The organism is Nannocystis pusilla, from assembly GCF_020073745.1.
GTDB classification, from domain to species: domain Bacteria; phylum Myxococcota_A; class Polyangia; order Nannocystales; family Nannocystaceae; genus Nannocystis; species Nannocystis radixulma.
In genome coordinates, this window is the sequence record NZ_JAIRAU010000048.1 from 129,376 (window position 1) to 154,194 (window position 24,819).

Here is a 24,819-nt window from a genome sequence, read left to right on the forward strand (position 1 = left end):
GTCATGTCCGAGCCCACAGTCATGGACAAGCACGAGCCCACCACCAAGGCCCCGGTCGAGCTCAAGGCCCCGGTCGTCGAGGTCACCGTCCTCGAGGATCGCGCGCACGTGGTCCGCCGCGGCACGATCGAGCTCGGCGCCGGCATCTCGCGCCTGCGGATCGCCGCGGTCGCGCCGGTGCTGAGCGACAAGACGCTGTGCGCGGCGATCGCCCCGCGCGGGCAGAAGCACGGCGACCCCGCGCGCGTGCGCGTCAGCGACGCCCGCGTCCGCCGCTCGAAGCTGGTGCTCGGCGAGGACAAGCCGGAGCGGGCGCGCGAGCTCCAGCGCGAGCGGGAGCGCCTGGCCCAGAGGCTAGCCGAGCTGCAGGCCGCGCGCGACCTGGCCCAGCGCCACGAAGCGACGCTCGCGGGGGTCGGCGAGGTGGCGATCCAGGACATCGGCGTCGACGTCTGCTACGGCCAGGACGACCCGGCGGGGTGGGCCGACGCGCTCGAGCGGATCGCCGCGCGCGAGCACGCGGCCCGCCAGCAGCGCCTCGAGCTCGACTTCGAGGTCGTCGAGGTCGAGGCGGAGCTCAAGCGGCTGAACCAGCGCATCGGCGCGACCGCGCAGGTCAGCGACGCGGTGGCCGCCGACGTGGTCGTGGAGGTGTGGGCCGCGGCCGCCGGCGTCTACGCGGTGCAGGTCGACTACGTGGTGCCGGGCGCGTGCTGGCGGCCGTACCACCGCGCGCAGCTGGTCGAGGTGATGAAGGGCGAGCCGCCGATGCTGCACTTCAGCAGCGAGGGCTGCGTGTGGCAGAACACCGGCGAGGACTGGAGCGACGTGCAGCTGATCTTCTCGACCGAGCGGCCGTCGCTCGGCACCGAGCCGCCGCAGCTCGCGAGCGACGTGCTGTTCGTCCAGCGCAAGAGCGAGGTCCTCGTCGTCGAGGCGCGCGAGCAGGAGGTGCAGACCACCGGGCTCGGCGGGGCGCCGAAGCAGCACTCGCAGGACCTGCCGGGCATCGACGACGGCGGCGAGGTGCAGGCGTTGCGCGCGCCGGCGAAGGCGAGCGTGCCGAGCGACGGCCGGCCGCACCGCGTGCCGCTGATCGCCTTCACCGCCGGCGAGACGGTGCTCGAGCACGTGCTCATGGCCGAGCTCGCCGAGGCGGTGATCCTCAAGACGACGCAGAAGAGCCGCTCGCAGCTGCCGATCCTCGCCGGGCCGGTCGACCTGATCCGCAACGGCGGCTTCGTCGGTCGCACGAGCACGCTGTTCATCGCCCCGCACGAGAAGTTCAGCATCGGCTGGGGACCCGACGGCGCCGTGCGAGTGCAGCGGACGGTGACGCAGGCGCGCGAGGAGCGGGCGATGCTCTCGGGCTGGACGTCGCAGATCCACAAGATCGAGGTCAAGCTCAGCAACCTCGGCGCGCAGCCTCGCACGGTGGAGGTCAGCGAACGGGTGCCGGTGTCGGAGATCGAGAAGGTGAAGATCGAGATCGACGCGGCGACGACCACCGATCGGGCGCGACCCGACAGCAACGGGCTGGTGCGCTGGAAGGTCGAGCTGCCTGGTTACGGGCGCGCAAGCCTCTGCCTCGGCTTCATCGTCCGCAAGCACGGCGACGTCGTCGGCATCTGAGTAGTGGTCGAAGCGCGGGTGTGGGTCCGGGGGGTGCGTAGCGCTCCGCGCGCCTGCAGCGACCTGTTCTTGCAGACAGGTCGTCGCGGTGCAGCCGCCGATGTGTCACGCCGACGTCGTCGCATCACAGGACCGCCGCCCGGTTTCCCCATTGCGCAGGGGTGTAAGCCGGAGGCTCGAGACCGCGCGTGGACTCACTTTTACTGGACGTGGGCGCGAGACCCTTCTTATGCTGGCTACGACGCTCCAGGGCCCTGTCGCGGGCGACCCGTCGCGTGCGGCTCGTACCTCGACTTTGTTCCCCCCGATTGAAGGTCCAAACATCATGCTGTTCGTCCGTCTGCCGCAGTCTCAACCTCTCTCTCGCAGCCTCAAGGTCGTGACGGCCCTCTCGGCGGCGCTGTTGCCCTCGGTCGCCGGCGCCTCCCCGTGGCAGGTCGACAACAACGTACAGCTCCCGGACTCCGGCTACGTGTCGCAGAAGGTCGAGCTGGTCGACGTCAACAACGACGGCTTCGTCGACATCGTGTTCGCCAACAGCTCGGGCACCGACACCGGCAGCATCGCCAACGCGCAGCGCAACCAGCTGCTCATCAACATGGGGGGCACCGGCTTCACCGAGCAGGGCGGCGTCTTCGAGGATCCGGACAACGCCTACGTCATCAAGGCCGGCGACCTCGACAGCGACGGCGACGCGGACCTGGTGGTCGGCGTCAACTACCAGGGCCAGAGCTACGTCCTCATCAACGAGGGCGGCGGCGACTTCACCCGCCAGGACATCTCGTTCAGCACCAACAAGAGCATCGGCGACCTCGAGCTCGGCGACGTCGACGGCGACGGCAACCTCGACATCGTCGCCACCGACTGGGGCAACAGCCAGCCGTTCGGCGACCCGGTCGACCAGGGCCAGCCGCTGCAGCTGTGGCTCGGCAACGGCGACGGCACGTTCGAGAACGGCAACCCCCAGCTGCCGATGGGCATGGAGACCTGGGCCGCGTACTCGTTCGACATCGAGCTCGTCGACGTCGACAACGACTACGCGCTCGACGTGCTGGTGTCCAGCCGCGGCGTCGGCTTCGGCTTCGGCCTCAAGAACGACGGCAGCGGCATCTTCAGCAAGCTGACGATCCCCGCGCTCGAGGCCAACATCGCCAAGCAGGTCAACGTCTCGTTCACCCCGAGCGACTTCAACGGCGACGGCTACATCGACCTCATCACCCTGCAGGACGGCGTCGGTCAGGGCGGCAACTGCATCGAGGTCATGGGCGTGCAGTACTGTGCCAAGCGCAACGCGCTGCTGCTCAACAACGGCATGGGCAACTACCCCAGCGATCCGGGCACGTTCTGGCCGATCGCCAACAACCCGGCCAAGCTCGACTTCGACGCCGCGACCCTCGACTTCAACAACGACGGCCGGCCCGACTTCGTGGCCACCGGCCTGCGCCTGGCCCAGAACGACAAGAACTCGCGCCTGTTCCTCAACAAGAACGGCATGGGCGTCGAGCCGGCGTCGGTCCCGCTCGACGCGGCGTTCCCGATCGTGCCCGAGCTGGCGCAGTCGTTCGGCCTGATGTTCGCCGACTTCAACCACGACCGGCGCGAGGACGTGGCGATCGCCCAGCGCGACGCCGGCCTGCCGAACTTCGTGCTGTTCGGCCGCGACGACCCGACCGACGGCGTGGCCTTCGACACCAGGGAGCCGCGGATCTACGACGACGGGTTCGCCAACAAGCTCGGCACCCTGCTGTACTTCGGCCAGGAGGCCAAGATCAACGCCCGCGTCGACGACTACAAGACGCCGTCGCACTGGCACGATCACAAGTTCGACGAGAACCTGGCCGACTACAACCTGACCGGCGAGGGCGCGGCCCTGACGGCGCACAACCGCCGCCTGCCGTACATGGAGTTCGCGCTCAGCCTCGACAACCCCGACGACCTGCTGGCGCTGGCCGACGGCGACCCGAAGAAGTTCATCTCGCCGTCGATCTGGTTCGGCGAGGCGCTGTGGCGCGTCAAGTTCAACGTGCCCTACAACGGCAGCAAAGAGGACACGCTGACCTGGCAGTACTGTGCGATCGACGCCGCCGACAACAAGGTCTGCGTCGGTCCGTTCACGGTCAAGCTCGAGATCGACCCGGCCAACTGCGGCGACGGCACGGTCCAGGAGTGGGAGACCTGCGACGACGACTCCGAGACCTGCATCAAGTGCGAGCAGACCTGCGGCAACGGGATGTGCGAGGACCACGAGGACGCGAACAACTGCCCGGAGGACTGCGGCGAGGGGCCGTGCGACCACGACGGGGCGTGCGAGCCGCCCGAGGACGCGAACAACTGCCCCGACGACTGCGACTACGACGGCGTGTGCGGCGACGGCACCTGCCAGAACCCGCCGGAGAACGAGCAGAACTGCCCCGACGACTGCGGCCCGTGCGACAACGACGGCGCCTGCGAGCCGCCGGAGAACGCGCAGAACTGCCCCAACGACTGCGACTACGACGGCTACTGCGGCGACGATCACTGCACGAACCCGCCGGAGAACGAGGATAACTGCCCCGACGACTGCTTGCCCGAGCCGACGGATGGCGGCGAATGTGGCAACGGCGTCTGTGATGACAACGAGACGCCGACGTCCTGCCCCGAGGACTGCGCCGTGTGCGGCGACGACATCTGCTCGGACGGCGAGGAGCAGACCTGCCCGGAGGACTGCGACGGCGCGTCGGCGAGCGACGGCCAGTGCCCCGACACCGCCGGCGGCGTCGACGGTCAGTGCCAGCTCGACGACGACGGTTGCGGCTGCGTCGCCGAGCCGGACAGCACGCGCGGCCTGTGGGCGTCGCTGCTGCTGTTCGGCGTGTTCGGCGTGCGTCGCTTCCGCAAGCGCGCTTGATGCCAGCGTGACCGGGGCCGGGGGCCCGGCGGACTACCGCCGGCCCCGTCGGGCCCCGTTCGATTTTACGATCGGTCTGGTCCCACTACCCCACTCGCTTGAAGGTGAAACGCCATGTTCGTCGCTCGCATTAGGTCCCACTCCTGTTCTCGTTCGGGTCGCGCGCTCCAGGCGGTGACGGCCGTCTCGGCGGCGCTCCTGCCGGCGCTGGCCGGCGCGTCCCCGTGGGCGCTGGACCCGGGGGTCACGCTGGCCGACACCGGCTTGACGACGCAGAAGGTCGAGCTGGTCGACATCAACAACGACGGCTTCGTCGACATCGTGTTCGCCAACAGCTCCGGGGACGCGACCGGCGCTGACCAGAACGCCCAGCCCAACCAGCTGTTCGTCAACACCGGCGGCACCGGCTTCATGGAACAGAACGGCGTCTTCGACGAGCCCGACAACGGCTACTCGATCAAGGCCGGCGACATCGACGGCGACGGCGACGCCGACCTCGTGGTCGGCGTCAACTTCACCGACCAGAGCTACGTCCTCTTCAACGAGGGCGGCGGCGCGTTCTCCCGCCAGGACATCGGCCCCAGCGCCAACAAGAGCATCGGCGACCTCGAGCTCGGCGACGTCGACGGCGACGGCGACCTCGACATCGTCGCCACCGACTGGGGCAACAGCCAGCCGTACGGCGACCCGGTCGACCAGGGCGCGTCGGTCCGCCTGTGGCTCAACACCGGCGACGGCACCTTCGAGGACGGCGGCGCCAACCTGCCGATGGGCCTGGAGACCCAGGCCGTCTGGTCGTTCGACCTCGAGCTCGTCGACATCGACAACGACTACGCGCTCGACGTCATGGTCGCGACCCGCGGCGTCGGCTGGGCGATCGTGCTCAAGGGCGACGGCGCCGGCAACTTCACCCACCTGCCGATCGGCGCGCTCGAGGGCAACATCGCCAAGCAGGTCAACGCCGCGTTCACGCCGATGGACTTCACCGGCGACGGCTTCGTCGACGTCGTGACCCTGCAGGACGGCGTCGGCCAGGGCGGCAACTGCATCGAGATCATGGGCGTCGACTTCTGCGCCAAGCGCAACTCGGTGATCATCAACGACGGCGCCGGCGACTTCGCCGACAACCCGATGGACTACTGGGCCATCGGGTTCAACCCGCCCAAGCTCGACTTCGACGCCGCGACCCTCGACTTCGACAACGACGGCAAGCCCGACTTCGTGACCACCGGCCTGCGCCTCGGCCCGAACGACAAGAACGCGCGCCTGTTCCTCAACGACGGCACCAAGTTCACCCCGGCGTCGGTGCCGATGGACGCCGCCTTCCCGGTCGTGCCCGAGCTGGCGCAGTCGTTCGGCCTGATGTTCGCCGACTTCAACCACGACAAGCGCGAGGACGTGGCGATCGCCTCGCGCGACGCGGCCCAGCCGAACTTCGTGCTGTTCGGCCGCGACGACCCGACCGACGGCGTGCCCGAGGACGCGACGCCGCCGCGGATCTACGACGACAACATCAAGGACAAGCTCGGCACGCTGCTGTTCTTCGGCAAGACGGCCGGCCTCGCGGCCCGCGTCAACGACTACAAGACGCCGTCGCACTGGCACGACTACAAGTTCGACGCGAACCTCACCGACTACAACCTGATCGGCGACGGCGCGGCCCTGACGGCGCACAACCGCCGCCTGCCGTACATGGAGTTCGCGCTCAGCCTCGACGACCCCAACGACCTGCTGGCGCTGGCCGACGACGACCCGAAGAAGTTCATCGCCCCGTCGATCTGGTTCGGCGAGGCGCTGTGGCGGGTAGGCTTCACCGTGCCCTACAACGGCAAGAAAGAGGACACGCTGACCTGGCAGTACTGTGCGATCGACGCCGCCGACAACAAGGTCTGCGTCGGCCCGTTCACGGTGGCGCTGGAGGTCGACCCCGCCGACTGCGGCGACGGCGTGGTCCAGGAGTGGGAGACCTGCGACGAGGACTCGCCGACCTGCATCGCGTGCGAGAACACCTGCGGCAACGGCACGTGCGACGCGCCGGGCGAGACGCCCGAGAACTGCCCGCAGGACTGCATGTGCGACGGGGAGTGCGGCACCGCCGACGACCCGATGTGCCCCGACGACTGCCCGTCGACGGACAGCGACACCGCCGGCATGTGCGGCGACGGCATCTGCTCGCCGGACGAGGAGTGCGCCGAGGACTGCGACACCGACACCAACGGGTGCGACGGCATCTGCGAGCCGACCGGCGGCGAGACCTGCCCGCAGGACTGCGTGTGCGGCGACGGCGTGTGCAGCCCCGGCGAGGAGGATAGCTGCCCCGACGACTGCGGCGACTCCGCCACGACCGGCATCAGCGAGTGCCCCGACGGCTCGCCCGCCGACGCCAACGGCCAGTGCCAGCTCGACGACGACGGCTGCGGCTGCGTCGCCGACGCGGACGACACCCGCGGCCTGTGGGCCTCGCTGCTGCTGTTCGGCGTGTTCGGCGTCCGCCGCTCGCGCAAGCGCGCGTGAGCCGGCCCGGCTGACCCCGAGGGCTCCGGCGCGGCCGCGCCGGGGCCCTTCTCGCGGGCGCGAGGCGCTCTGTCCACACATGAGTGAAGGGACATGCCGCGAGCGACATGTCCCTTCGAGCAGGACCGCGAAGACAGGCGCGATTACTTGTTCGTCAGCGGCAGCGAGCGGTACTTGTGGGCGATCTTGATCGCCTTGGCCTCGGTGACGACGCGCCTGTCGCCGTCGCGGCGGGCGATCTGGGTGACATCGTCAAAACCCTCGGGGAGCTCGGCGACGATGTTGATCACGTCGCTGTCGGGCTGCGGGCGGACCTCGGCGGCGTGGACGGCGAGCCGCTCGCCGCCGGCGTAGAACTCGACGCTCTGCACGGCGCTGAGGTTGTCGCGGTCGATCGCGCCGGGGGTGGTGATCCACGACTCGGTGCCGTCGGGGTAGATCATGCCGAGGAGGATCGCGCCCTCGTCGTCGGGCGCGGGCGCGCCGGCCATCTCCCACGAGCTGAGCTGCTTGATGACCGGGTAGACCTTGTTCCACCCGAAGGTCGAGGCCCACACCGGGTGGCAGTAGGTCATGTAGTCCTTGTGGATCGTCGGGTGGTAGAGCTTGAAGTTGACGACGCCGAAGCCCCACTCGCCGATGTCGCCGCCCTGGTGCGGGTAGCTGTTGTCGGTCCCGGCCTCGCCGCTGCAGGCGATGTGATAGCGGCCCTGCGAGTGGCCGACCTCGTGGACGAAGGTCTCGGCGGCGTAGTCGGTGTTGTTCGGCAGCGACAGGCCCGAGGAGATCCGCTTCCACGCGTCGGTCTTGAGCGAGGTGCTGGGGATGTCGATCGCCTGCCCGCCGGCGCCGCCGAGGCCGCCCGAGCACACGTCGACGTAGCCGAAGTAGTACGTCTCCGGCGGGGCGCCGTCCTGCTGGCGGAGGTCGACCATGAACTGGTTCAGCTGGCCGAACTGCGTCAGCTCGCCCTCCCACACGATCGGCTCGCGGATGGTGATCTCGAGCTTCTCGATCGGGTTCATCATGAACATGAAGGTCTCGAACTTCTTCATGGTCCCCTCCGACAGGTCCGGCGTCGTGTTGCAGCCGCCGTAGTTGTAGTGGTAGGGGACGATGGTGACCTTCATGCTCTGGTAGCTGTCCTCGATGCCGATGAAGGCGTTGCCCGAGAGCGGCAGGTTGGGCGGGTTGGCCCCGGGCGGGGGCGGCGGGTCGAGCAGGGCGTAGCCCGCCTCGGTCTCCCACAGCTCGATGCGGTACTTGAGGTTCGCGATGACCTCGTCGGGCATGAGGCCCCAGTAGAAGCTCTTGTCGAGGTTGCCGACGAACGAGTCGCCCTCGACGACGGCGGTGTGCTTGAACACCTTCTCGCCGTCGGGGTAGCCGCTGACGATCAGCCGCGCCTCGATCTTGCGCGGGACCCAGTCGTCCGGCAGCTTCCGCCAGAACGCGCGCACCAGCGTCAGCCGGTTCTGCAGCAGGTACGAGGTGCGCTCGGTCCCGCCGACGCCGGCGCCGTCGCGCCCGATCGCCACGCCGATGCCCTGGTTGGCCTCGACCCACTCGAGCTCGAGCCCGCCGAGCGCCGGCATCGGCTCGAACGGCGTCGCCGAATCCGTGGTCGTCGGCGCGGTCTCGGTCTCGTCGTCGGTGGTGCCTCCGGGGTCGGTGGCGGTGACGGCGGTGCCGGGGCCGTCGGTGCCGGCACCGGTGTCGTCACCGCACGCGGGGACGAGCACGAGCGCGAGAGCTGCGGAGATCGAGAGCTGGGGGCGCGTCATATGGACACGCTATCCGGCGCCCGCAGGCCCGACAAGCGCGTCGAGCCGTCGCGCTGCTGGAGCGTGGCGCGCCCGCGACGCGCAGGCGCTCAGCGACGCCGCAGTCGCGGCACATCGAGGAGGAGGGCGGTGAGTCCGAGCACAACGCACAGGCCCACGGCGGGGACGGCGACGCGGAGCAGCGCCGCGGGGTCGCACGCCGGGCCGGCGACGACGCACACCAGGAACGCCAGCACCGCCCCGATCTCCCCGCCGCCGAAGCAGCGAGCCGCGAAACGCCGACCGCAGCGCAGCCAGAACGTCAGGCCCGCGAGGGTGAGGAGGCCGAGGACCAGCGCGCCGGCGCTGGAGCCCGCGCGCCCCAGCGAGCCCAGCCCGGGCAGCACCTGCGCGGCCCCGAACTGGTCGCGTACGGGCGCCTGCATGCCCGCCTGCAGCAGTTCGGCCGGGTGCGGCGTGTACAGCGAGTAGCCCGGGTTGCCCGCCGGCCGCGGATCGCGGTGAAGCGGTATTAACACCGACTCGCTCGGGCGCGGCTCGGGCACCCGGGTGGCCGCGCGGACCTCGGCGGCGAAGCGATGGCTCGGCGGCACGAGCCGCGGCACGCCGTGGTCCGGGTGGGTCTTGGCCAGATCGCCGAACGCGATCGCGGGGTCGGTGCTGGCGAAGCGCAGGCGGCCGAACGCGAGGCGGCTCTGCACCGGCACGAGCACGTCGCGCTGCGGATCGTCGCGGTGCGGCAGCACGGCCGTGGTGACGCCGGCGAGCAGGTCCCACGGCGGCACCTCGAGCTCGCCGAGGCGATTCACGAACCCGAGTTCCAGCCCGCGCGCGGGCGCGTCGAGGCGGAGGTGCACGCGCTGATCGATCGCCAGCGACGACCCGGGCGCGGCGGCGAAGGCGAGCGGCGGTGCCTCGGTCGCGCCGCCGGGATCGAAGTAGGGACCGGCGTAGCCCAGCGTGATGAACTCGCGGAGGGCCGGGTTGGCCGGCGCGTCGGCGGGGCGCGGCTCCTCGTACAGCAGGTGCTGGGTCTGGTTGGTGGCGAGGTCGACGGCGGCGCGGACGCTGGCGGCGAAGTGATAGTCGCGCAGCGGCACGAACGGCCCGTCGAGGTCGCGCGCGCGCATGAGCTGGTAGAGGTTGATGTTCGGGTCGCGCGGGCGCAGCTTCCAGAACTCGCCGACGCGGGTGCTGACGCGCTCGCGGGTGCAGGCGATGTGGACGTCGAAGCCGGGGTTCTTGGCGCGCGCGGGGTCCTTGTCGCGCAGGATGACGGCGTCGACGTCCTCGGCGACCGCGTAGGTCGGCACGACGACGAGGTTGTCGCCGGGGATGACCTCGCCGGCCCGGTGCCCGCGGGGGTCGGCGCGCAGGACCACGTCGTAGCGCTTGCCGGCCTCGAGGCCGAGGCCGGGCGCGAGCACGATGGTCTGGCCGTAGTCGCTCGGCTGCAGGCCGACGCCGAGGTGGCGCTCGAGCGCGACCGCCCCGGCGGGGGCGTCGGGCAACGCGCTGGGCTCGCCGGAGAACACCGGCGCGCGCGGGTCGGCGCCCGCGAGCACGAGCAGCCCCGCGAGCGTGGCGACCAGCGCCGCCAGCGGGGCCGCCGTGACGACGCGCTCGGCCGGCTCGTCGGCCTCACCGGCGGCGCCACCGAGCCCCGGGCCTGCGGCGAAGCTGCTCCAAAAAACAGCCTGGGTCGCGGCCGCGAGCGCGCCGGCCAGCGCGGCCTCGCCAGACCATGCCCCTTCGACCATGGCCGAAAGGCCAGCCGCGAGCGCGCCCGGGGCGGCCAGCACGGCCGCCAGCGCGAGCACCACCCAGGCCAGCAGGGCGACGGCCACCAGCGCCCCGGCGAGCCGCTCGCCGCTCGGACGCCGGGCGACGAGGCCGAGCCCGAGCACCAGCGCGGCCAGCAGCGGGCCGGCGGCCCACGCGGCGACACCGAGGCCGTCGCGCAGCACCTCGGCGCCCTGCTGGGCGTGCAGCAGCGCGCCGACGGCCAGGGCCGCCGCCACACCTGCGCAAGCGGACAGGAATTTGAGGACCTGTCCGAAACGACCGGAACCTCGGGTCAACGGGGAAGCATCGCGGCCGAGCTGCGCCTCGGCCCAGTGGAGGCCGCCGCCCAGCAGGCCGGCGGGCCACCACCAGGCGATCGCGCCCGGTCCGCCGAGGGCCTGGGCGAACACCGCCCCGGCGACGCCGCCGAGGCCGACCCCGGCGAGCAGCCGGCGGCGGGCGCGGCTCGGGCGCAGCGCCTCGGCCAGGCCGCGCAGCTGGGGGGCGCCTCCGAGGGCGGCGACGACCAGACCGGCGGCCACGAAGACGGCGACGAGGAGCGTGAGCAGGCCGAGGGTGGGGTCGAACATGCGTCAGTGGCGGCCAGATCGGGTCTCGGCCGTGGAAGATCGGGAACGGAGGCGCACAGGAATCGAACCTGCCCGGGGCGCTCCTCGCACCCCACTCCGGTGTTGAAGACCGGGGGCCGCACCAGCGAGCCGAGCGCCTCCGCGGGCGAGGATAGCGGAAGCGCGCCGCCGATGGAACCGCGCCGGCCTCACATCTCGGGTTCGGCCCCGATGCCGCAGACCTCGCGGCAACCGGTCACGTCGAACGACGCCACGCTGCGCGACTGGAAGATGAACTGCGAGGTCGTGCCGTTGCTGTCGAACACGCCGAACGGCAGCGGCGTGTAGCGGTACGTGTCGTTGTACGTGTCCGGGCTGTACTCTTCGAGCGCGATCTGGACCCCGGCCTCGGGCGGCACCACGCCGTTCATGACGTCCTCCTCGGACGGCTCCGGCGGGGTCGGTTGACCCTTGGGCACGAACTCCGTCCAGGTCATCGCCGTCTCGTCGAACTCGTAGTTGAAGCAGCGGCAGTAGTAGCCGCCCTGCTCCTTCGGCAGGTCACACTGGCTGGTCTTGAGCCCCTGCTCGCCCATCGAGTCGTTGCAGGCGGCGGTGGCCACGATCTTCGCGTCCTTGTCGTAGAAGATCATGTACTTGTCCTGGCGCAGCGAGGAGCCGAAGCCGCCGATGGGGTCGCCGTCCTCGAGCGCGAACAGCGAGAGCACCCAGGTGCCCTCCTCGTCGAACAGCGGGATCGGTTCGTCTTTGCACCCGGCGGCCAGGATCGGGAGTGCGCACGCGGTCGCCACGAGCGCGCGGATGAGAGCAATCTTGTGCATCGGGCCAGTGTCCTCGGTGGCGCACGCTACCACAAGCGTCATCGCCGCGCGCGCTCCGCTGAGCGCGTGGCGGTCCGCACGGCGGACATGGCCCGCCGCGTGGAGCCGTCGTTGACAGCGAGGACGCAGGTGTTTAGCTTCCCCGCGCGGTGCCCGCAAAACGCGATTACTATGAGGTTCTCGGGGTCGAAAAAACGGCCCCCGCGCCTGACATCAAGCGCGCCTATCGCAAGGCGGCGATGCAGTGGCATCCCGACCGCAACCCCGGCAACCCCGAGGCCGAGGAGAAGTTCAAGGAGGCGGCCGAGGCGTTCGAGGTCCTGAGCGACGAGGACAAGCGTCGCCTCTACGACCAATACGGCCACGAGGGCCCCTCCCGCGCCGGCTTCTCCGGCTTCCAGGGCACCGACGAGATCTTCAGCCGCTTCAGCGACCTGTTCGGCGACCTGTTCGGCAACCTCGGCTTCGGCGGCCGCCGCGACGGGCCGCAGCGCGGCGCGGACCTCAAGACCCGGGTCGTCATCCCGTTCGCCGAGGCGGTCGCCGGCGTCGAGCGCGAGCTCACTGTCCAGCGCCGCGAGCCCTGCGACGACTGCCACGGCAGCGGCGCGGCCCCCGGCACCAAGCCGCAGACCTGCAGTCAGTGCGGCGGCCACGGGCAGGTGATCCACCGCCAGGGCTTCTTCACCATCCAGACCACCTGCCCCCGCTGCCAGGGTCAGGGCTCGATGATCACCACGCCGTGCAAGACCTGCTCGGGCACCGGCGCTGTCCAGCGCGAGTCGACCCTCAAGGTCAACATCCCCGCCGGCGTCGACGACGGCCAGACCTTGCGGATCCCCGGCCGCGGCATGGCCGGCGCCAAGGGCGGCCCGCCCGGCAACCTCTACGTCGAGGTCGGCGTCCAGCCTGACGAGCGGTTCCAGCGCGACGAGTACGACGTCCACTCCAAGGTCACCATCTCGATGGTGCAGGCCGCGCTCGGCTGCACCGTCAAGGCGGCGACCCTCAGCGGCGACATCGACCTCGAGATCGAGCCCGGCACCCAGCCGCACCACGTGATCTCGCGCAAGGGCAAGGGCGTGCCCGTGATCGGCGGCCGCGGCTACGGCGACCATCACATCCACGTCGAGGTCACCGTGCCGACCAAGCTGTCGGGCGACCAGGAGGACCTCCTGCGCGAGCTCGCCGAGCTCGGCGGCGAGAGCGTCGCCGAGCCGAAGAAGGGCTTTTTCAGCAGCCTGCGCCGGCGCAAGCGCAACAACTGCTAGCCGACTTTTTGCTAGCTGACCGTCCGGACCTGTCGGCTCGGGCAGGTCCGAACGGACAGGGCATCCGGGGCAGGTCCTAAGGGGCCTGTCCGAGCAGGCAGACGGAGGCGCGCTCGCGGACCACGCCCTCGCGCAGGACGCGGGCGTACAGGCGGCTCCAGCCCGGGTGCAGCTTGGCGGAGATCCGCTTGAACTCGCCGCCGCGGAACGAGCCGGCGATCGTGTTGCACGGCGCGGCGGGGCCGGTGATCTCGAGGACGACGTCGTCGCCGACGGCCAGGCGGTCGCCCGCCGCGAGGCGGCCCCAGTCGAGCCCCGCGATCGTGAGGTTCTCGCCGGTGGTGCCCGGGGCGATCGGGTGGCCCTCGGCCGCGAGCGCCGAGATCCGCTCGAGCGCGAACAGGCAGACGGCGCGGTCGGGGCCGCCGTGGTGCTTGAGGTCGCGCTGCCGGTCGCCCGCGACGCCCTGGGTGGTGACGAGCGCGAGGCCGACGGCGTGCTTCGGCACCCCGCCCTCGGGGTTCACGTGGACGCCGACGACGACGCCGGCGGCGAGGGGGACGGCTGCGGCGCCCGCGGGCATGACGACAGTGTGGCCCCTACTTGGCGTCGCCGCAGCGCTGCAGCGCCTCCATCGACTCGGCCGCCAGGGCGCAGCGGACCTCGGCGGAGGTGCCCTCGCTCAGGCAGCGCGCCTGCAGGTCCTTCGCCATGTCTTTGGCCAGCTGCGTGGTCTTGCCGACCTCCGCCGCGTTCACCCCGCCGGTCATCAGCGCCTCGAAGTGGGCCGCGAACCGGGTGCACTCGGCCTCGGTCGCCTTGCCGTTGGAACATGCCCCAAAGAGCAGAACGAGGGACGCGCAGACGGCGGGGAGAGTGGCGTGTCGCATGGGGTCCTCGATGGAGCCGACGAGGCGAAGGTAGTCGAAGTCGACGCGCGGTTGCGCGCAGCGCGCTGTCCGCCCCCGCAGGCGGCCCTAGCCGGCGTTCATGAACGGGTAGCGGAAGTCGCGGAGCGGCGTGAAGGTCTCCTTGATGGTCCGCGGGGAGATCCACCTGACCAGGTTGAGCAGGCTGCCGGCCTTGTCGTTGGTGCCGCTCGCCCGGCTGCCGCCGAACGGCTGCTGACCCACCACGGCGCCGGTCGGCTTGTCGTTGATGTAGAAGTTGCCGGCCGCGTGGCGCAGGGTCTTCGTCGCCTCGACGATGGCCCCCCGGCTCTCGGCGAAGATGGCGCCGGTCAGCGCGTACTCGCTGCCGCGCTCGCACAGCGCCAGCGTCTCCTCGAAGCGCGCCTGCGGGTAGACGTGCACCGTGAGCACCGGGCCGAACAGCTCCTCCTTCATCGTCCGGTACTCGGGCTCGACCCCGGCGATTACCGTCGGGCGGATGAAGAAGCCGTGCTTGTCGTCGCACTCGCCGCCGATGACCTCGGCGACGCGCCCGCCCTGGCGGCTCTTCGCCTCCTCGATCGCCTCGCGCAGCTTGGCGTAGCTGCGGGCGTCGATCACCGCGCCCATGAAGTTGCTGAAGTCGCCGACGTCGCCGACCTTGATGCTGGCGATGCCGTCGCCGAGGATCTCGCGGACCTGCGGCCACAAGTTGTCGGGGATGTACGCCCGCGACGCGGCCGAGCACTTCTGGCCCTGGTACTCGAACGCGCCGCGCAGCAGGTTGTGCGCCAGCGAGGCGACGTCGGCGCTCGGGTGGGCGAACACGAAGTCCTTGCCACCTGTCTCTCCGACCAGGCGCGGATAGCTGGCGTAGTTGTCGATGTTGTTGCCGACCTGGCGCCACATCTGCTTGAACACCGGGGTCGAGCCGGTGAAGTGGACACCCGCCAGGTCGCGGTGGGCCAGCACCTGCTCGCCGACGGTGGCGGGCGGACCGGGCACGAAGTTGATCACCCCCGGCGGCAAGCCGGCGGCCTGCAGCAGCTCCATGATCACCGAGCCCGAGAGCACGGCGGTCGAGGCCGGCTTCCACACCACCGTGTTGCCGCACAGCGCCGGCGCCGTCGGCAGGTTGCCGGCGATCGAGGTGAAGTTGAACGGCGTCACGGCGAACACGAAGCCGTCGAGCGGGCGGTACTCGACGCGGTTCCACGTGCCGGGCGCCGACTCCGGCTGCTGCTCGTAGAGCTGCGTCAAGTAGTGGACGTTGAAGTTGAAGAAGTCGATGAGCTCGCAGGCGGCGTCGATCTCGGCCTGGTGGGCCGTCTTCGACTGGTTCAGCATCGTCGCCGCGTTGAGGCGGTCGCGGAACGGCCCGCGCAGCAGCGCCGCGGCTCGCAAGAAGATCGCCGCCCGCTGGTCCCACGGCAGCGCCGCCCACTCGCCGCGGGCCGCCTGTGCCGCCGCGATGGCGTCCTGGACCTCGCGCGCGCCGGCCTGGTGGAACCCGCCGAGCTCCTGCTTGCGCTGGTGCGGGCACACGATCGGGGCGACGTTGCCGGTGCGGACCGCCTTGCCGCCGATCCACAGCGGCAGGTCGAACTTCTTGGCGGCGAGGTCGGCGTAGGTGGCCTTGAGAGAAGAGCGTTCCGGCGTGTCCGGCGCGTACGTGCGCACGGGTTCGTTGACGGGGTCGGGGACGCGGAACAGGCCAAAGGACATCAGGGCGGTCTCCAGGCTGGCGCAAGCATGCACGGAAACCCGGCCGTCGGCGACGGTCGTGGTGGCTCCAGGCATGCGGCCCAGGCGGGCGCGAAGGCTATCAGGCTCCGGGGTCGCCGGCAGCGGTCGGCAGGCGCGGGGTCGCGCACGCGGGCGCGCGGCCCCGGCGGCGGACGAGGGCTCCGACGAGGAGGAGCCAGGCCAGGCCGGCGGGGCCGGAGTCGCCGCCGAGATCGCAGCCGCCGCGGGTGGCGGGGGCCGGGGCGTCCAGGGCCGGCGGCGGGGCCGAGGGCTCGATCCGGGGCGGCTCACGGCTCTCCTGCGTCTCGGGCGACGCCGGAGCGGGGGGGGGAGTGCCGGCCCCGAGGGCTGCGAGATCTTCGTCCGCGGTGCCGACCTGGCGGGTGCGCGAGCACATGGTGTCGCCGAGATCGCCCTCGGGGGTGCGGTGGGCGTAGAGCAGGTAGCGCTTGCCGAGCACGAAGCTGCGGCCGCACGCGGCGCTGCTGTTGCGCGTGACGATCGACGTCGACGCCTGGATGTCGCCCTTGAACACGCGCAGGACCGTGAGTCCGTAGCGGACCATGCCGTTCGTGTCGGAGCTCTGGACCGCGTCGACGCGGGCTTCGAACACGGCCTCGGCCTGATCGCGGGCGACGAGGGGCGCGGGCGGCGGCAGGCAGGTGCAGGCGCTTGCCTCGTGAGGAACCGCCCACACTGCGACCGCGATGAGGCTCACGGCGACGAGGATTGGGCGTTGCCGGTGCAAGTCCCGCAAGCTAACCACGCACGGACGCGCCGGGCAAGCGGCGCACCGGCCTCGGGGCCCCATCGCTTGACGATCGTGTCGATCGGAGCGCGGCCCTGAACGAGGTTATTTGCGAGGAAGCCAGCGATGCTGACGGTATCTGAGATCACGAAGTCGTACGGCGGGAAGGTGTTGTTCGACGACGTCACGACGTCGTTCGAGCCCGGTCACCGCTACGGTCTGACGGGGGCGAACGGCGCCGGCAAGTCGACCTTCATGAAGATCCTCGCCGGCGAGCTCGACCCGGACAAGGGCGGGGTGTGGAAGCCGCCGCGGACGCGCCTCAGCGTCCTTCACCAGGACCACTTCAAGTACGAGGACTGCCGGATCCGCGACGTCGTCATCATGGGCAACCGCCGCCTGTGGGACGCCATGGAGGAGAAGGAGAAGCTGCTCGCCGGCGGCGACATGAGCGACGAGGTCGGCATGCGCCTCGGCGAGCTCGAGATGGTCATCAGCGAGGAGGACGGCTACGGCGCCGAGACCGAGGCCGAGCGGTTGCTCGAGGGCCTGGGCATCCCGGCGGCCGAGCACGAGCAGCCGCTGTCGACCCTCACCGGCGGGATGCGCCTGCGCGTGTTGCTGGCCCAGGCGTTGTTCGGCAACCCGGACATCCTGCTGCTCGACGAGCCGACCAACCACCTCGACCTCGAGTCGATCCACTGGCTCACCAACTTCCTGCTCGAGTACAAGGGCGTGCTGGTCGTCATCTCGCACGACCGCCACTTCCTCAACGAGGTGTGCACCCACACCGCCGACGTCGACTACGAAAACATCATCACGTACACCGGCGGCTACGACGACATGCTGCGGCAGAAGATCCAGTACCGGATCTCGGCCGAGAAGAGCAACCAGAGCAAGCAGAAGCGGATCTCCGAGCTCAAGGAGTTCATCCAGCGGTTCGGCGCCAACGCCAAGAAGGCCAGCCAGGCCCAGTCGCGCCGGCGCGCGATCGCCAAGATCGAGCTGGTCGACCTCAAGCGCAGCAACATCCAGCGGCCGTTCATCCGCTTCGAGCAGAAGACCCCGAGCGGCAAGCTGGCGCTCTCGGTCGACCGCCTGTGGAAGTCGTTCGACGGCAAACCTGTCCTCAAGGACGTCACCTTCAACGCCACCCGCGGCGAGAAGATCGCCGTCGTCGGCCCCAACGGCATCGGCAAGACCACGCTGCTCAAGTGCATCGCCGGCGCCTACGAGCCCGACCGCGGCAAGCTCACCCTCGGCCACGAGGTCGTGCTCGGCTACCTGCCGCAGGACCACGAGGACGGGCTCGGCAACATCGAGAACCGGACCGCGTTCCAGTGGCTGTACCAGTGGGACCCGAAGTCGACGGTCGAGGAGATCCGCGGCCTGCTCGGGCGCATGCTGTTCCCCTCGGAGGACGCCGACAAGCCGGTCAAGGCGCTCAGCGGCGGCGAGACCGTGCGCCTCCTGCTGGCCAAGATGACCCTGATCAAGCCGAGCCTGCTGCTGCTCGACGAGCCGACCAACCACCTCGACCTCGAGTCGATCCGCGCCCTCACCGAGGCGATGCAGAAGTACGAGGGCACCCTCATCTTCGTGTCCCACGACCACGCCATGGTCTCCGAGGTCGCCACCCAGGTGCTCGAGCTCAAGGGCGACAAGGGCTACGACCTGTTCCCCGGCAACTACGAGGAGTTCCTCGAGAAGACCGGCAAGACCCAGAGCCGCTGAGCTGTCCGATAGGACATGCCGAAAAGGCCCTGCTCCGAAGGAAATGTCCTTCAGGGCAGGGCCTTCGGCGCGTGTCCGAGGGGCGGCGCCTCAGAACATCTTCTTGGCGGCGTTGATCTTCTCGACGTACTTCTTGCTGCCCTCGGGCACGCCGCGCTTGCCGGCCTTGCGCCACTTGAGCACGTGGCCGGGGCCGCCGTGGTAGGCGGCGAGGCCGAGCTCCGTGTTGCCGTCGAACTTGCGGATCATGCGCGCGAGGTAGAGGCTGCCGGCGCGCACGTTGAAGCCGGGGTCGAGCGGGCGCGAACGCTCGCCGAGGCTGTTCGCCAGCTCGCGGGCGGTCGCGGGCATCAGCTGCATGAGGCCCTGCGTGCCGCCCGGGCCGCGGGCCTTGGCGTTGAACTTGCTCTCGACCCAGATGACGGCGTTGATGAGCTTCGGGTCGAGCTTGTTGCTGCGCGCCGCGGCCGTCACGTGCGGCTGCACCGCCGCGATCTGGTCGCGCTGGGCGCTCGGCCACCGCTCGCACGCGTCGCCCGCCGCGCCGGCGTGGGCCGAGACGTCTGCGGGAGATCGCGCAGGCTCGACGCGTGAGCTCGCACAGGCCGGAGCCGTCAGCGCTGTCCCGAGCAACATCCACATCACGGTCCATCGCGCGTGTCGCAGGCGCCGAAGGGCTCGAGGGGCAGTCGAAGGCTGTAGGGTAGTCATGGGTGCGAAATATCCTACATTGTCCGCCGGGGACCCAGAGTTTAGCGAAAAAAGCGGGCCGAGGTGCACAAGCCCACGCGTGCGCTACTGGAATGTTCGTATGATGGGTTCTCGTAGCTCGCAGACGAGCGGGCAGGAGCGGAGACATGGCTTTGAGGGCAGACGCAATTCTCCTCCTCTGCGGCGTGACGCTCGGGTTGCCGGCGGCCGCCGCGGCCGCCGACGGCGAGCGGTACGACCCCAACGCGCGGATGGCGACCGGCGCGTACCACTACGACATGGCGGAGGTGTTGCGAGCGCGTGACCAGTTCGTGGCCGAGCCGGTGCAGCAGCCGGACCTGTCGCTGCTCGACTCGCTGCCCCTGAGCGCGCGGCAGTCGGCGCCGCTGGCACCAGGGGTCCTGCCCGAGGGGTGGGTGCAGCTCGGCGAGGTCGTGCAGCGGCGCGAGATCGCCGAGGGCCGCAAGCAGATCGACCCCGAGCCGCTGCCGGCCTGGGAGGACATCGAGGGCAACCAGTACCCGCGCAAGGGCACCGTGTTCCTCAACTTCAACGGCGGCGAGCTCAAGGGCGGCGACGACAACTCGGCCGAGAACAAGTCGACGCTGGCCAGGCACAACCACAAGTACCCGGTGTTCAACGGCTCCGAGGCGACCGCGTTGACGCTGATCCAGGCGGTCGAGCAGGACCTTGAGACGCTCGGCGTGCGCGTGCTCTACCGCCAGCGCCCGAGCAAGACGGTGCCGTACACGATGGCGATGATCGGCGGCTCGTGGACCGACACCAACATCGGCGACCCGGCCGGCGGCGTCGCCCCGGGCACCGACTGCGAGGACCGCGACCAGCGCAACGTGGTTTACGCGTTCGACAGCAGCTCGGCGACGATCAGCCAGGAGATCGCCCACGCGTGGGGCCTCGACCACACGCTCGGCAGCGATCGCATCATGAGCTACCAGGCCGGCAACAACAAGCACTTCGGCGACAACTGCCAGGCGCTGTGCGAGGAGCAGTGCCAGGGCCCGGGCTCCATCGGCTGCCGGCTGGTCCACGAGAAGTACTGCGGCGTCGACAGCGAGCAGCAGAACGACCTCGCGGAGCTCAACAAGATCTTCGGCACGCCCGAGCCCGACACCGAGCCGCCGACGGTCAACATCGCCTCGCCCGAGGGCGACATGATCGAGCTCGAGCCCGGCAGCACCGTCAACGTCAAGGCCGACATCCACGACAACTACGGCGGCGTCGGCTGGAAGCTCATCGTCACCAAGGACGGCGAGGTCATTCACGACAAGGTCGACTACGACAAGCGCGGCTCCTGGGTGTTCTCCAACCTGCCCGCGGGCACCTACACGGTCGTGCTCGAGGCCGAGGACCACGCCGACCACGTGGTCCAGGACAAGCTGACGATCCTCGTCAGGTCGGCCGACGCAGAGCCGACCGAGAGCGGGAGCGCCGACGACAGCGGGAGCGCCGACGACAGCGGGAGCGCCGACGACACCGGCGCCGCGGACGACGGCGGCACCACCCTCAACGAGGACCCGACGGGCAAGGACGGGTGCGACTGCCGCAGCTCGAATCAGGGGGCGGGCGGAGCGCTCGCCCTGCCGCTGCTCGGCCTGTGGTGGGCCCACCGGGCCCGCCGCCGGCGCGTCGCCTGAGGGAGCCTCGGCGGTCCGTGCGCGAATGCGCGCGTGACCTCCGCCGCGCCCCGGCGGCTTGACCGGCCCACGCGGCCGCGCATATAAGCCTGTTCCCTCGCGCCCGGCCGAGGGCCTCGAAAGATCGATCCGGGCGGTCGCAGCCAGCCATCTGGCTGCCGCGTGGGCGGGCGGATCGCCCCAGAGAATGCGAGCGCTTCGTGTCTGAGATCCAGCAAGCCATCATTCGTACCGGCGGGAGGCAGTTCCGCGTCAGCCCGGGTTCGGTGCTCCGCGTCGAGAAGCTCCCGGCGGAAGCCGGCGCCACCGTCAACTTCGACGTGCTGCTCGTCGGGCAGGGCGACACCGTCAAGATCGGCAAGCCGCTGGTCGCCGGCGCCAAGGTCGAGGCCAAGGTCGTGAGCCACGGGCGCGGGCCCAAGCTCATCGTCTACAAGTTCCGCAAGCGCACCAACTACCGCAAGAAGCAGGGCCACCGGCAGGCCTACACCGAGGTCAAGATCACCTCGATCACGGGCTGAAAAGCGCCGCTGGAGAACGACGATGGCACACAAAAAAGGTCAAGGTTCGATCAAGAACGGCCGCGACTCGAACGCGCAGAACCGCGGCGTGAAGCGGTTCGGCGGCGAGGTCGTGCGCGCCGGCAACATCCTGGTCCGTCAGGCCGGCAGCAGCTTCCACGCGGGGCCGAACGTCGGCACCGGCAAGGACTACACCCTGTTCGCGCTGGTCGACGGCAAGGTCCGCTTCTACAAGCGGGGCCACGAGCGCAAGGCGTTCATCGCCATCGACCCCGTGGCGAGCGACGCCGCCGCTGCGGCGGAGTGAGCGATGCGCTTCATCGACCAGGTCCGGATCGTCGTCCGCGCAGGGCGAGGCGGCGACGGGCTGGTCGGCTGGCGCCGTGAGAAGTTCGTGCCCGACGGCGGTCCCGCGGGCGGCGACGGCGGCAAGGGCGGCGATGTCGTCTTTGTCGCCGACGATCATTTGACGACGCTGCTGGACCTGAAGTTCCGCCAGCACTTCGCGGCCGAGAGCGGGCGTCCCGGCGGGCCGAACAAGATGACCGGCCGCTCGGGCAACGATCTCCGGATCCGCGTGCCGGTCGGGACGACGGTGTTCTTCGAGGCGCTGGCCGGCGAGCCCGGCGAGCGCCCGCCGTGGCTGGCCGACGACCTCGACGAGGAGCTCGACCAGATCGGCGCGATCGCCTGGACCGACGACGGGGCCGACATCCCGATGCCGGTGCGGGCGCAGAAGTCGGGGCCGATCCGGCGCGCGCAGGACCGCCAGGAGTCGGCGCCCGAGCCGGGCGCGCAGCTCGGCGACCTGACGTTCCACGGCCAGGAGCTGGTGGTGGCCCACGGCGGCCTCGGCGGCCGCGGCAACGTGCACTTCCGCAGCTCGACCAACCGCGCGCCCGACTACGCCGAGCCCGGCACGACCGGCGAGGCCTACTGGCTGCGCCTCGAGCTCAGGCTGCTGGCCGACGTCGGCATCGTCGGCTTCCCCAACGTCGGCAAGTCGACCTTCATCCGCGCGATCAGCCGCGCCCGCCCGAAGGTCGCCGACTACCCGTTCACCACGCTCGTGCCGCAGCTCGGGGTGGTCGCGCTGGCCGGCGAGCGCTCGCTCGTCGTCGCCGACGTGCCGGGCCTGATCCACGGCGCCAGCGAGGGCCGCGGCCTCGGCCTCGACTTCCTGCGCCACCTCGAGCGCACCCGCGTGCTGCTGCACCTGCTCTCGCCCGACCCGACGCCCGGCCGCGACCCGATGGCCGACCTCAAGGCGCTCGAGAAGGAGCTCACGCAGTACGGCTCGATGTTCGACGGCCGCCCCCGCGTCGTCGCGCTCAACAAGATCGACACCCCGGAGGGCCAGGAGGCGCTCGGGCCGCTGCGCAAGGCGCTGCGAGCCCAGGGCATCCCGCTGTTCCCGATCTCGGCCCGCACCGGCGAGGGCGTGCCCGAGCTGCTCGAGGCGCTGTGGCGCCGCGTCGACATGGTCCGCCGCGGCGCCGCCTCCGGACCTCTGCCGGCCCCGCAGGGCTGAATTCGGCGCGGGCGCGAAGGGGCATGTCCGCATGGACATGCCCCTTTCGTCATGCTCCTGCGGACATGCCCATAACGACATGTCCTTCGGCGCCGCCGAAGCTCCTCGCGCGGCCCAAGGCGGGGCCCTCGACGATCTCCGCCGGGCGGGCGAGGGGCGGCGTGGTGGGACGCAGCGGGGGGCTCCACGCCTGACGCGCAGACGGCGAGTCCATCGTCGGACGCGCGCCGGCCGTCATCGCCGTCGAGCATCTGGCGTGGAAGGACCCGCGTCGCGAGGGACCTGCCGCGCCGCCCCTCGGCCGCCCTCTCGAGACCTTCGGGCCCCGCCTCGTCGCTCAACGAGACTCAGCGCCTACCCGCGCGTGGCCTTGTCCCGCGTGTCGTAGACCTGGACGTTGTTGGGCTTGAGCCGGCCCGTGGCGTAGAGCAGGCGGGCGTTGGCGGTGCGGAGGTCGATGCGCGAGTTGACGATGCGGAGGATCGCCGTCAGCTGGTCGGCCTCGGCGTCGATGATGTCGTTGGTGGTGGCGGAGCCGGCCGCGAACAGCTCGGAGGCGACGCGGTAGGCCTCGACCGCGGACTCGAGCGTGCGGGCGCTGAGCTCGATGTCGGCGATCGCCTTGTTGCGGGCGAGGTAGGCCTGCGTGACCTCCAGGGCGATCCCGCGGCGCAGTTGCTCGACCTGGGCCACGAGTTCGCGCTTGTTGGCCTTGTACTCGCGGATCTCCGCGCGTGTGCGCAGGGCCGAGTTGAGCGAGTAGGTCAGCTGGGCGCCGACCGACCACGACCCGCGCCACTCGGGGGCCAGCGGGAAGAAGCGCTGGTTCGGGTTGGCGTAGGTGGCCTCGGCGAAGGCGTCGAGGCGGGGGAAGTAGCCGGCGCGGGTCGCCTTGATGCCGTAGTCGACCGCGCCGATGCTCTTCTCCATCGACTTGAGCTCGAGCCGCTTGCTGTGGGCCTCGCGGATCAGGCTGTCGAGGTTGCCGAGGTCGGGCATGTCGGGCGGCAGTTCGATCACGTCTTCGCCCGGGACGAGGCCGAGGTCCGGGTCGTTGAGCATGATCACCAGGCCCTGCTCGGCGGTGGTGCGGAACGCCTGCGCGTCGTTGATCGCTTGCTCGATCTGGGCGATCTGGGCGGCCAGGCGCATCACCTCGGCCTTGGTCGCGCTGCCGGCGTTGAACAGGTTCTCGACGTCGACCGCGCGGGCCTTGACGCGGCGGAGCGAGTCCTCGACGGCGACCACCGAGGCGATCGTGCGCAGCCAGTTGTAGTAGGCGAGGCGGGCGTCGGTCTCGACCTTGATGCGTTCGGCGTCGCGGGCGAGGGCGACGGCGTCGCGGCGGGTCTCGGAGCCGCGCTTGGCCGGCAGCAGCGAGAGGATGTAGTCGGAGATCGGGACCGAGAGCTGGGCCTGCAGCGAGTACGAGTTGAGCGGGATCTGGAGCTTGAACGGCGGCGCGACCACGAGGGTGAGCGGCTGGCCGGTGTTCGGGTCGACCGTGCACATCTGCGGCGAGCCCTGGGCGCACGGGCCGATGCCGATCGGGATCGGGTCGCCGTCCGCCTCGGGGCCGGTCGCGGCGCCGACGCTGTAGCCGCCGCCGAAGTTGATCGCGGCCTTGGACAGGCGGGTGTAGCCGGCCTTGCCGCTGATCTGCGGCAGGAAGGCGATCATCGTCTGATCGAGCTTGGCCGCGGCGGCCTGGATCTGGGCCTCCTTGGCGGCGACGGCCGGCGACTCGGCGACCGCCTGGACGGCGACCTTGTCGGCCGTGAGGCCGCCGGGCTGGGGGGCGAGCGCCTCGGCGAGGGGGCCCTGGCGCAGGTAGGCCTGGGCGTCGAACACGCCGGAGTCGGTGGTGGCGGCGGCGGGCGAGGGCGGCGGCGGGGGGCCCTGCGGGGCCGGAGCGGCCAGCGCCAGGGCGACGGACCAAACAAGGGACATGGCTGAAGAGTCCTGTGCGAAAGAACCTGTTCGAAGAGGAAGGTGCCTG

The 24,819-nt window shown here is 70.6% G+C and carries 18 protein-coding genes and 1 tRNA gene; 9 read left to right on the forward strand and 10 right to left on the reverse strand.

Annotation, left to right across the window (positions count from 1 at the left end):
* The first annotated feature begins 3 nt into the window (after positions 1-3).
* From K7C98_RS35590 to K7C98_RS35600, 3 genes are all read left to right on the forward strand, one after another.
* Positions 4-1,632 carry a mucoidy inhibitor MuiA family protein gene (locus K7C98_RS35590; RefSeq protein ID WP_224196323.1) on the forward strand — a complete coding sequence of 543 codons (1,629 nt, stop codon included), beginning with the start codon at positions 4-6 and terminating at the stop codon, positions 1,630-1,632.
* A gap of 325 nt (positions 1,633-1,957) precedes the next feature.
* Positions 1,958-4,519, forward strand: a complete 2,562-nt coding sequence (locus K7C98_RS35595; protein WP_224196324.1) for an FG-GAP-like repeat-containing protein — start codon at positions 1,958-1,960, stop codon at positions 4,517-4,519.
* A gap of 174 nt (positions 4,520-4,693) precedes the next feature.
* Complete coding sequence (locus K7C98_RS35600; RefSeq protein ID WP_224196325.1) at positions 4,694-7,033, forward strand: FG-GAP-like repeat-containing protein; 2,340 nt, start codon at positions 4,694-4,696, stop codon at positions 7,031-7,033.
* A gap of 143 nt (positions 7,034-7,176) precedes the next feature.
* Here K7C98_RS35600 and K7C98_RS35605 read toward each other — a convergent pair whose 3' ends face one another.
* The 4 genes from K7C98_RS35605 to K7C98_RS35620 all read right to left on the reverse strand — a co-directional run bounded on the left by K7C98_RS35605 (position 7,177) and on the right by K7C98_RS35620 (position 12,013).
* Entirely contained in the window at positions 7,177-8,817 is a 1,641-nt protein-coding gene (locus tag K7C98_RS35605) for a M66 family metalloprotease (protein WP_224196326.1), read from the reverse strand.
* 89 nt (positions 8,818-8,906) lie between these two features.
* Positions 8,907-11,192, reverse strand: a complete 2,286-nt coding sequence (locus tag K7C98_RS35610; protein WP_224196327.1) for a hypothetical protein — start codon at positions 11,190-11,192, stop codon at positions 8,907-8,909.
* Positions 11,193-11,238: 46 nt separating this feature from the next.
* A tRNA-Sec gene (locus K7C98_RS35615) sits at positions 11,239-11,333 on the reverse strand.
* A gap of 47 nt (positions 11,334-11,380) precedes the next feature.
* The gene (locus tag K7C98_RS35620; RefSeq protein ID WP_224196328.1) at positions 11,381-12,013 is read right to left on the reverse strand and encodes a hypothetical protein; all 633 of its coding nucleotides are present in this window, start codon (positions 12,011-12,013) and stop codon (positions 11,381-11,383) included.
* A gap of 149 nt (positions 12,014-12,162) precedes the next feature.
* Between K7C98_RS35620 and dnaJ the strand changes: the two genes are divergently transcribed.
* Positions 12,163-13,284, forward strand: a complete 1,122-nt coding sequence (gene dnaJ, locus K7C98_RS35625) for a molecular chaperone DnaJ (protein ID WP_224196329.1) — start codon at positions 12,163-12,165, stop codon at positions 13,282-13,284.
* Between the two features lie 76 nt (positions 13,285-13,360).
* On the opposite strand, the gene K7C98_RS35630 is transcribed toward dnaJ, so the two are convergent.
* The 4 genes from K7C98_RS35630 to K7C98_RS35645 form a co-directional block, all read right to left on the reverse strand.
* Positions 13,361-13,867 carry an MOSC domain-containing protein gene (locus K7C98_RS35630; RefSeq protein ID WP_224196330.1) on the reverse strand — a complete coding sequence of 169 codons (507 nt, stop codon included), beginning with the start codon at positions 13,865-13,867 and terminating at the stop codon, positions 13,361-13,363.
* Positions 13,868-13,883: 16 nt separating this feature from the next.
* Entirely contained in the window at positions 13,884-14,174 is a 291-nt protein-coding gene (locus K7C98_RS35635) for a hypothetical protein (RefSeq protein WP_224196331.1), read from the reverse strand.
* An 87-nt stretch (positions 14,175-14,261) separates the two neighbouring features.
* Positions 14,262-15,899, reverse strand: coding sequence for an L-glutamate gamma-semialdehyde dehydrogenase (pruA, locus tag K7C98_RS35640; protein WP_224196332.1), 1,638 nt, complete (start codon positions 15,897-15,899; stop codon positions 14,262-14,264).
* Positions 15,900-15,999: 100 nt separating this feature from the next.
* Complete coding sequence (locus K7C98_RS35645) at positions 16,000-16,638, reverse strand: hypothetical protein (protein ID WP_224196333.1); 639 nt, start codon at positions 16,636-16,638, stop codon at positions 16,000-16,002.
* A 156-nt stretch (positions 16,639-16,794) separates the two neighbouring features.
* On the opposite strand from K7C98_RS35645, the gene K7C98_RS35650 reads away from it, so the two are divergent.
* On the forward strand, positions 16,795-18,402 hold the full coding sequence (locus K7C98_RS35650; protein WP_224196334.1) for an ABC-F family ATP-binding cassette domain-containing protein: 1,608 nt from the start codon (positions 16,795-16,797) through the stop codon (positions 18,400-18,402).
* A 90-nt stretch (positions 18,403-18,492) separates the two neighbouring features.
* On the opposite strand, the gene K7C98_RS35655 is transcribed toward K7C98_RS35650, so the two are convergent.
* Complete coding sequence (locus tag K7C98_RS35655; protein ID WP_224196335.1) at positions 18,493-19,038, reverse strand: lytic transglycosylase domain-containing protein; 546 nt, start codon at positions 19,036-19,038, stop codon at positions 18,493-18,495.
* A 221-nt stretch (positions 19,039-19,259) separates the two neighbouring features.
* On the opposite strand from K7C98_RS35655, the gene K7C98_RS35660 reads away from it, so the two are divergent.
* The 4 genes from K7C98_RS35660 to cgtA all read left to right on the forward strand — a co-directional run bounded on the left by K7C98_RS35660 (position 19,260) and on the right by cgtA (position 22,820).
* Positions 19,260-20,768: an MYXO-CTERM sorting domain-containing protein gene (locus tag K7C98_RS35660; RefSeq protein ID WP_224196336.1), complete on the forward strand. Its 1,509-nt coding sequence runs from the start codon at positions 19,260-19,262 to the stop codon at positions 20,766-20,768.
* Positions 20,769-20,977: 209 nt separating this feature from the next.
* Positions 20,978-21,289 (forward strand): 50S ribosomal protein L21, encoded by a 312-nt coding sequence (gene rplU, locus K7C98_RS35665; RefSeq protein WP_224196379.1) that lies wholly within the window; start codon positions 20,978-20,980, stop codon positions 21,287-21,289.
* A gap of 22 nt (positions 21,290-21,311) precedes the next feature.
* Positions 21,312-21,596 carry a 50S ribosomal protein L27 gene (rpmA, locus tag K7C98_RS35670; protein WP_224196337.1) on the forward strand — a complete coding sequence of 95 codons (285 nt, stop codon included), beginning with the start codon at positions 21,312-21,314 and terminating at the stop codon, positions 21,594-21,596.
* Positions 21,597-21,599: 3 nt separating this feature from the next.
* A complete protein-coding gene (gene cgtA / locus K7C98_RS35675; protein ID WP_224196338.1) occupies positions 21,600-22,820 on the forward strand; it encodes an Obg family GTPase CgtA in 1,221 nt (406 codons plus the stop codon).
* 354 nt (positions 22,821-23,174) lie between these two features.
* On the opposite strand, the gene K7C98_RS35680 is transcribed toward cgtA, so the two are convergent.
* Positions 23,175-24,770: a TolC family protein gene (locus K7C98_RS35680; protein ID WP_224196339.1), complete on the reverse strand. Its 1,596-nt coding sequence runs from the start codon at positions 24,768-24,770 to the stop codon at positions 23,175-23,177.
* Between the last annotated feature and the right edge of the window lie 49 nt (positions 24,771-24,819).